This is a genomic window from Clostridium brassicae (assembly GCF_026738875.1).
Taxonomy (GTDB): Bacteria; Bacillota; Clostridia; order Clostridiales; family Clostridiaceae; genus Clostridium_H; species Clostridium_H brassicae.
In genome coordinates this window covers 1-9,031 of the sequence record NZ_JAPQFJ010000042.1, presented here as the reverse complement: position 1 = coordinate 9,031, position 9,031 = coordinate 1, and the positions used below count along the sequence as shown (strand labels likewise).

Here is a 9,031-nt window from a genome sequence, read left to right as displayed (position 1 = left end):
AAGGTGTAGGTTTCTAAAAATGCGTAATTGTCGGAACGGACTCCGACAGCCGAGCTGGGGAATGGACTCCCCATAGCGAGGGTAGCATTTTTAGAAGAATACACCTTTAGTATTTCTTTGCCCTCTGGAGGTTTAATGGATAACTACATATATTTAGAAAAACCTATTTCTATGCCGTTACTCATTCCGTCGTAATATTATTCTAATGTGACACAAATGTAAGTTTTAAATAACTATTTGTTAGGTAGATAAATGGTTCTCGTTAGTTTATTGGGTTAAAATACTATTAAAGATATAAATGAATTTACGGGAGGAAATAAAATGAATACTGTTTTAACAGCTAAAAACTTAAAAAAGATATATGGTTCGAAAGGAAATATCTATACTGCCCTTCATGACATAAATTTGGAAATAAAAGAAGGCGAATTTGTAGGTGTAATGGGACCTTCTGGTGCAGGAAAGACTACTCTTTTAAATATAATATCTACTATTGATAAAGCAAGTTCTGGAATTGTTAATGTAGATGGAGACAATATATTAAACATGAATGAAGATAAATTATCTTCATTTAGAAGAAATAAACTTGGCTTTATATTTCAAGATTTCAACTTACTTGATACATTAACTCTTAAAGAAAATATAGTGCTTCCTCTAGCACTTTCAAAAGTAAATCATAATGAAATAGAGTCTCGAGTAAATTCTATAGCTGATACTCTAGGAATAAGAGAGATATTGAATAAGTATCCTTATGAGGTTTCTGGTGGGCAAAAACAAAGGGCCGCAGCATCTAGAGCTATTATAAATAATCCAAAACTTATATTAGCAGATGAACCTACTGGTGCATTAGATTCTAAATCTTCTCAGGAATTACTACAATGCTTAAGTGACTTAAATGAAAACAATAAAGCTACTATAATGATGGTAACTCACGATGCTTTCGCTGCTAGTTACTGTAAAAGAATATTATTTATAAAAGATGGAGAATTATTCACAGAACTTGTACGTGGTAATTCACGTAAAGAATTCTTCCAAAAAATACTAGATGTATTGAAGACCCTTGGAGGTGGGAATAATGACCTTATTTAATATGGCAATTAAAAATGTAAAAAGAAATTTCTATAATTACTTTATTTATTTTACCTCTATGGTATTTAGCATATTAATCTATTTTACTTTTACTTCAATACAATACAATCAACAAATTCTAGATTTAGCTGATGAAATAGGGAAAGTCGCTAGTGGCTTCAAAGCTGCCTCTGTAGTAATTGCAATATTTGTAGCTATATTTATATGGTATTCAAACTCTTTCTTTACCAGAAAAAGAAAAAAAGAAATTGGTCTTTACTCTTTAATGGGAGTTAAAAAAAGGGAAATAGGGCGAATGTTATTTTACGAAAACATAGCTATGGGAGCATTAGCTCTTCTTGCTGGAATATTTCTTGGAAGTTTATTATCGAAAGTATTTATAATGCTTCTACTTAAACTTATGGGGATTTCTATAGAAGTTAAATTTGCTATAGTTCCAAAAGCTATTATAAATACATGCATAACTTTTGGAATATTATTTTTAATAACTTCTATTCATGGATATACAATAATTTATAGATTTAAACTAATAGATCTTTTTAAAGCAGAAAGCACAAGAGAAAAAGAACCTAAAGCATCTGCTATATTAGCTATACTTTCAATGATTTTTATAATTGGAGGTTATAAGATATACCTAGATATGTTTGATGAACGACTAAATTTAGGCTTTGGAACTAGAATCCTATTAACATTAGTGCTTGTAGTTATAGGTACTTATTTCTTCTTCTCTTCTTTTGTAGTATTTGTAGTTAAACTTAGAAAGAAAAATAAAAAACACTTTTATAACGGCATAAATATGATAGGAATTTCTCAGTTGTCTCATAGAATAAAAGGAAATTCTAGAACATTAGCTACTATAGCTGTACTTAGTGCTACAACTTTAACCGCCATGGGAGTAACAGCCAGCTTTGCTTATGATCTTAAAGTAAATAATAAAATTAAATATCCTTTTAGTTATGTTAATGACCTGACTAATAAAGAAGTAGATAAAAAAATAGAAAATATAATGGCAAAATACCCTAAAAACAAATTACTAGGATCCGTTGATGTTAATTTACTAAGATTTAAAGGAGATTTACCGAATGTATTCCGTAATATCCAATTTGCAGTTGATAAAGACGTTAACATTGATGTTATTTCACAAAGTAACTTTAATGAAACTGCCAAATTGAGAGGACTAGACTATAAATTTACTCTCAATAATCCAAATGAAATAGTATTATTTGATGAAAGTCATAGCAATAAAATCATGGATAGCTATACAGGACAAACTTTAAAATTAAAACTACCTACTGGAAATAAAAATTTTAAAATTATAGATTTTAAATCATATCCATTACTAAGCCAATATATGTCTCGTATAACTATAGTAGTACAAGATAATGTATATAAAGAAGTGTTTAATAATAAAAATATTCATAAAGTAAAAGCTTATATGAATGCTAATGAAGAAGATAGCGAGCAATTAACAGAAGAATTAATGAACTTTGCTGATAAAAGTTTAAAACCTTTAACTAAAGATCCTATGATGTGGCACTTTTCCTCATATTACATTATGTATAAGAGCGGTTTAGTAACTTCTGGATTATTAATGTTTACAGCAGGATTCTTAGGACTAGTATTTCTACTTGCTACAGGAAGCATCATATTCTTTAAACAACTATCAGAAGCTAATGATGATAAAGAAAGATATTCTCTCCTTAAGAAAATAGGGGTAAATAAAAAAGAAATTAAAAACTCTATTAGTAAACAACTTTTATTTGTGTTCCTTTTACCTTTAATCTTAGGAATAATCCATAGTTTAGTGGCTGTATCAATTTTAGGTGATGCCCTAAATCTAGACTTAACAATTCCACTAGGAATAAGTGTAGGAGCTTATGCATTAATTTACATGGTTTATTACCTTATAACTGTAAGCTCATATAACAAAACTGTAAATTCTAAAATATAAATTAATATAAGAATATGTTTTAATAAATTATTGAATTCGTTTAATAAGATTGTTTACACTATTTTAAAACAAAACCTAATATAAAAACAGATAGAAGAATTTATTATACTCATTCTTCTATCTGTTTTTCTGTTTTAATAATACTTATAAAATTATATAAGTCCAATAATCTTATAAGTAATTATAATTTAAAAACTAATATTTATTTATACTATAATTTTATTTTCTAACTCTACTCTCAAAGTCTCTTTGTATTGCTTCAAGACGTTTTTTACCATCAAGACGTTTTTCACTTGCTTCCTTTTCAATTTGTTTTGTTTCTTCTATACCTTGAACTATAGTCTGCCATGTTTTTTCAAGAGTTTCAATTTGAATTGAACTTCCTGATGCAAGCTGAGCTGTAAGTTTAGATTGAAGAGCAGTGTTTTCAGCATTCTTTAAAAGTAACTCATTTGTTTTCTCATCTAAAGCAGCCATAGCCTTTGATTGAATAGCTTGTCTTTTTAATGTTATAGCTTGTATTAAACTTTGCTTAAATATAGGTATAGTAACTATAAATGCAGAATTTATCTTTCTCACTAAATTATAGTTCCCTTGTTGTATCATTTTTATTTGAGGCATTGTTTGAAGTGATACGTTCTTAGCAAGTTCTAAATCATAAATTCTTTGCTCCATCATTTGTAAAAGCTGCATGGCATTTGACAAATTAACTTGATCTACTTGATCTGTTGAAGAAGCAGCTTTACTCTCAAGTTGTGGTAGCATATTTGTTTTAAAATCCTCTACAACTAAATTTCCAGCAGCTATGTACTGTTCAAGAAGAGTATAATAATCCATGTTTTTATTAAACATTTGCTCTAAATTTTGATTTGAATTATTTATCTCATTTTCATACTGCTTTAATTGAACATATACCTTATCTACTTCCCCACCCATTGTATTATACTTTTGGAATAAAGCTTCTATTGAATCCTTGGCTTTATTAAAAATTTTACTAAAAAATCCTGGTTTTTTATCTTCAAAATCCTTGGCATCAAACTTTTCCATTATCTTATTAAGTTGTGTTAATAACTGGCCTGAATCTTCTAATTTTGTATTTTGAATGGTATGCAATATTTGATCTGCAAAACCTGATATTCCTGATGCTGCATCTTGTCCAAACCCCATTATACTATCTACATTTTGTACATCTACTTGCTTAGCAAGTGCCATTACTTGTGGTGAATTTTTAACTTTTAGTGCAATTTCTTGGGTTTCCTTTTCAAGATTAACCTCTGGTTGTAACATCATTTCATTATTGTTCATTATAAAAACTCCTCCTTATTTAAAACTAACTGAACTATTCGCCTAATATGTTTTAAATTATTGATTTTATTATAATAAAATTACTATTCTCACTAATATACCATCCTACTAAAAATTTTTTCAATCATAATCTATCTAAAAAGATTAGACCAAAATGAACCTTGTTTATTTTTACGAATCCCTTTAAAATTATTTGGTATCTGTAAATCAAATTTTATATCTTCAAGTTTATGGATATCATAATATTTATCATCTATTTTCTGTTCTATATTGTTATATCCTGTAGGTGTAAAGATAACTATATCAAATCCCATGAGATTCAAAAATGCAAGTATAATAGAATCTTCATCACTAAATATATCTTTATCATTATCATAAATTAATAGCTTTGGTATACTAAATGGATAATCGAACTTTTGAATCAATTCTAATATATTTGTATCCATATTCAGCACAGTCATTAAAACTTTAAGTCTAAATTCAGTATCAATAGCATGTTTGAATGGTGACAATTTGATAAGCTGATTTATCTTATCCACAATAGTATCTTGAAGCGCTGTTTTTAAATAAGCAAATTTATATAATTTGTTCTTAAATAAATTTTCTTTATCAATTAATTTGTTTTTATCAAAACAGTATTCAAGAGAATATAAAGCATACCGTGAATAATCTCCTTTTATATAAGGTATATCAGGTATAAAAAATATATTTTCTACATCTTTAAATTCACAGAAATCCTGCCAATATAGATTTATATCTCTATTAGTACCACTTATTTTAGCAAATAAATTAGGAATATATACTGTTTTATTCTCTATTTTAAAACTTGGACGCATCCTCGCTTCTTCTTTCCATAAAATTTTTAGTTCATCATAAGTTGTTTTTAAAGTCACAGGATAAATTCCATACTCTTCAAATTGCCAAGGTTTATAAAGCCCATCTTCATTATTATATATAACATTAGCAATTTCTCTTGATGCCTTGAAAGCAGTTGTTTCTTCTCTTATCATTATCTCTTCTTTTGGAAAATCCTTCATCTGTTGTTTATCTGCCAAAGTAACTAATTTTGTATAAACTTCATCTCTGTCTATTTCTTGGAACACCTCATCACTATAGGAATTAATATATATAATATCACATCCCATTTCAGCTAAAAACATTAGGAAATATGCTTCGTGTTTTTTTATATCCCCATAATATAGTATCTTAGGATTATATATTTCGCCTATAGAATTTTTTAGATAATCAAATTTTTTAAATAAATCTGGCAAATACTTATGTATCCACATAAGTATCTTTAAACAGAAATTTTTAACTCTTCCTCCGTTAATGTTAACTTCATTATTAATATATAGTTCTAAAATAGTATTAAAACTTTTTACTATGGAATAAGTTATTATTTTTTCTCTTAAATCAGGAAAAGCCTCTGCCTTTACTAAAAGTCCCATTAAAATATCTTTTTTGCTTTTGTCAAAATTATTTAATGAGTTCCATACGCCATTTGTCTTTTTTATAAGTTCTGCGTTAGATTCAATAGGTATGTCAGACGTAAACTTTAGATATAATTCTCCAAGGGATTCTAATTTTTTATTTAATCTATATAAACTGTTATAATACTCATCCTTATTTTCACTTATTCCTATATATCTATAAAAATACATTGGAATTATTGGAAGTGGCTTTCCTATAAATCCCCCTCTATTATTTAGAGACTCTGTAAATTCCTTAAGTATATCATTAGACTCCTTTAGTGCTGAGCTTATAGCTTGAGTATAATCATCTAGATGGAAATCTACTTTATTCTCTTGAGATCTAGCTAAATTGTTATTTACATTTACTGATTTTGTGTTTATTCTTGTATTTATATTATTTGTGTTTATATTGCTCATCTTAATGTCTGTACTAGAGTTTTTTAAATCTCCATTTAAATTTGAGCTTATATTTAAATCTTTATTTGCACTTAAATCCTCTAATATTCTTTTTGTGTTAAAAGGCTGATTCTTAGGAAAATTTATTATCTTAGAATAATTCCCTTCCTTATCTATAATTGAAAAGTCTCCATCGGAAGGAGAATTTATATACAGAACATCACACCCTAGTCTTGATAAGAATATTAAAAATAAAACCTCATGTTTTTTTATATCTCCATAATAAATAACTTTAGGATTTATTATATCCTGTGTGTTTTTCACATCAAATTTCTTTACCAAAATTGGTACAAAATCATTTATCCAAGTAATAAACTTCAATATAAAATTTTTAATTTTGGTTAAATTTAGGTTTGTTTCTTTTTTTAAATATAGTCTTAATATATAGTTAATACCCTCTTCTATAGAAGAATTTAGTAATGCCTGATTTACAGAAGGTATAATCTTATATACTTTTAATAATTTAATTAAAGATTTTGTTTCAACACCACTTACAGACTTTAATTCATTATTGGCCCACATGCTTTGAACTTTATTCATAAGCTGGGCATTAGTTTTTAATGGTACGCTGTCTATAAATCTCAAATATAACTGATTTAAATCAGATAATTCTTTATCTAATTTATTTAAACAATCATAATATTCTTTTTCATCTTCCTTAATTCCTATACATCTGTAAAAATAAATAGGCATAATTGGACTAGGTCCATTCATAAATCCTATTCTTCTATTAACAGGTATAAATATATCATTGAAAATATTGCATGAATTTTGAAGAGATGGATTTATAAATTTACGAATACTTATCATATAACATACCTACCTTTTAAATTGATTCTTATTATACAATTATAATATATATAAGGAATATTTTATACAGATTAGACATAAATCTTGCAAATCCTATTTAAAATATCAAAAAAACCATAAAAATTACTTAAATTTTATATAAGATAAATTCAATTATGATATACTAACAATAATTAAAAAAAATAATTTACTTTTAAAGCTAGGATACTATTTTAATACTAATTAATCACTTCTATAAAGGAGGCAATTATAATGTTTAATTTTAAAGTACATCAAGAATTAACTTGTGTAGCAGAAGGTAGTGGCCACTTTTTTGCTAGGGTAGGTGCCATGGTAGCCAGCAAAGGTAGTTTTAAAGCAGAAAAAGTCTTATTAGACACTAATCAAAATAGAAGTATATTAAATTCAGTTATAAACTTGGCAGCAAGAAAACTTACAGGTGAAAACATCCCTATAATGAAAGTTGATGGTAATGGTTTATACTATATGGCAAATAGCGCTCAACATGTAAGTATAATAACACTTCAAAACGGTCAAAGTATAGGTGTCGAAGGAGAAAACTTACTTGCTTTTACTGAAGATTGTAAATACGGTGTTAGATTCATAGGAACTGGAGTTATATCTCAAAAGGGAATGTTCACATCAAAACTTACAGCTTTAAACCATAATGCCCAAGTAGCTATAACTACAGATGGAAATCCTTTAATACTTGAAACCCCTTGTGTTGTAGACCCTGATGCTGTTATATGTTGGACAGGCCCCGATCCAAGCTTTAGAACAGATGTAAGTTGGAAAACATTTATCGGACAAACTTCTGGTGAAACATACTTCCTTGAATTTAACAATCCTGGAGAAGTTGTTATAGTCCAACCATGTGAAAGAGCTGGCTCTGGCTTAAACATAGCCATAGACTAGTTATTTTCCTTATTATAATTTTTAACTACTTGTTTAGTTAGAAAGCGAGGATATATATGAATTTAAATATACATAACCCCAATATGAACAAAATAAATGAGCAACAAAAAAGATATGGGAGTTTAATTGTAGAAACTTCTTTAAGGCAAGATGTAGGAACTATTGACCTTTCACAGCCATCAAAAGTTTTTAGTCAAAACAGAACTGTAGTCTCTAATACTCAAGCTTCACCCCCTACATCAATAAATTCAGCCTCTTCACAAACAAATTCTAGTTCAAATTTGCAACATAAACCTTCAATAGATAAAAGTATTAGAAGCAAAATAAATACATCTAATTCTATGCAATTAAAAAGAGGTCAAAAATTAAGTTTAAATTCTCTAACACAAAACCTTGGAAAATTAATAGTAGCATTAGATTGGGATATAACTTTTAATAGAAATATAGAATTCGATTTAGATACATCTATATTCATGGTAGATATAAATGGGAAAACCTCTGAAGAAAATTTTATTTTTTATGGAAATCCTAAAAGTAGAGATACAGGAATAATTTTGGGGGAAGATCATAATTCTTTGTTAAAAAGAGGATACAATACTACTGCTCAACTCAACTTAAATCTAATCCCTAACAATATACAGAAGTTAGCTTTTACCATAACTATATATGATGCCGAAAAGAGAAATCAACATTTTAGTTATGTATCTAATGGTCACTTTAGGATTATAGATACTCAAACCAAAACTGAAATAATTAACTATAAATTCACTGAAAATTTAAATCAAGAGACTGCTTTAGTTGCTGCAGAAATTTATAGGCATAAAAACGAGTGGAAAGTCTCCCCAATAGGTAGTGGGTTTTTAGGTGGGCTTAAAGCACTATGTGATAACTATGGAGTGGACACAATAGAATAATGTTGCGACGTAATATTAGAGTAGAGACTAGTGAACAGAGAATAAAGAATAGTAGAGGATGATTTTCCTCCTAAAGTTAGAAAATCTTACAACTAAGTAAAAGAATAAGCTCATAATGAAAA

The 9,031-nt window shown here is 27.8% G+C and carries 6 protein-coding genes; 4 read left to right on the top strand and 2 right to left on the bottom strand.

Annotated elements, in window-relative coordinates:
• The first annotated feature begins 321 nt into the window (after positions 1 to 321).
• On the top strand, positions 322 to 1,086 hold the full coding sequence (locus OW729_RS18950) for an ABC transporter ATP-binding protein (RefSeq protein WP_268063105.1): 765 nt from the start codon (positions 322 to 324) through the stop codon (positions 1,084 to 1,086).
• Positions 1,073 to 3,037, top strand: a complete 1,965-nt coding sequence (locus tag OW729_RS18945) for an ABC transporter permease (RefSeq protein WP_268063104.1) — start codon at positions 1,073 to 1,075, stop codon at positions 3,035 to 3,037. Before OW729_RS18950 ends, OW729_RS18945 begins: the two co-directional genes overlap by 14 nt.
• Before the next feature lie 219 nt (positions 3,038 to 3,256).
• Here the strand turns inward: OW729_RS18945 and OW729_RS18940 are convergent, their stop codons facing one another.
• Positions 3,257 to 4,342, bottom strand: a complete 1,086-nt coding sequence (locus OW729_RS18940) for a toxic anion resistance protein (RefSeq protein ID WP_268063103.1) — start codon at positions 4,340 to 4,342, stop codon at positions 3,257 to 3,259.
• A 131-nt stretch (positions 4,343 to 4,473) separates the two neighbouring features.
• Positions 4,474 to 7,080, bottom strand: a complete 2,607-nt coding sequence (locus tag OW729_RS18935; RefSeq protein ID WP_268063102.1) for a YceG family protein — start codon at positions 7,078 to 7,080, stop codon at positions 4,474 to 4,476.
• A 252-nt stretch (positions 7,081 to 7,332) separates the two neighbouring features.
• Here OW729_RS18935 and OW729_RS18930 point away from each other — a divergent pair, with 252 nt between their 5' ends.
• Both OW729_RS18930 and OW729_RS18925 read left to right on the top strand, forming a co-directional pair.
• Complete coding sequence (locus OW729_RS18930; RefSeq protein WP_268063101.1) at positions 7,333 to 7,995, top strand: AIM24 family protein; 663 nt, start codon at positions 7,333 to 7,335, stop codon at positions 7,993 to 7,995.
• A gap of 56 nt (positions 7,996 to 8,051) precedes the next feature.
• Positions 8,052 to 8,909 (top strand): TerD family protein, encoded by an 858-nt coding sequence (locus OW729_RS18925; RefSeq protein ID WP_268063100.1) that lies wholly within the window; start codon positions 8,052 to 8,054, stop codon positions 8,907 to 8,909.
• The last annotated feature ends 122 nt before the right edge of the window (positions 8,910 to 9,031 follow it).

Bases quoted from the DNA above. Each gene is read 5' to 3' on its own strand.
- OW729_RS18950 (WP_268063105.1), top strand. From the start codon at position 322: ATGAATACTGTTTTAACAGCTAAAAACTTAAAAAAGATATATGGTTCG.
- OW729_RS18945 (WP_268063104.1), top strand. From the start codon at position 1,073: ATGACCTTATTTAATATGGCAATTAAAAATGTAAAAAGAAATTTCTAT.
- OW729_RS18940 (WP_268063103.1), bottom strand. From the start codon at position 4,342: ATGAACAATAATGAAATGATGTTACAACCAGAGGTTAATCTTGAAAAG.
- OW729_RS18935 (WP_268063102.1), bottom strand. From the start codon at position 7,080: ATGATAAGTATTCGTAAATTTATAAATCCATCTCTTCAAAATTCATGC.
- OW729_RS18930 (WP_268063101.1), top strand. From the start codon at position 7,333: ATGTTTAATTTTAAAGTACATCAAGAATTAACTTGTGTAGCAGAAGGT.
- OW729_RS18925 (WP_268063100.1), top strand. From the start codon at position 8,052: ATGAATTTAAATATACATAACCCCAATATGAACAAAATAAATGAGCAA.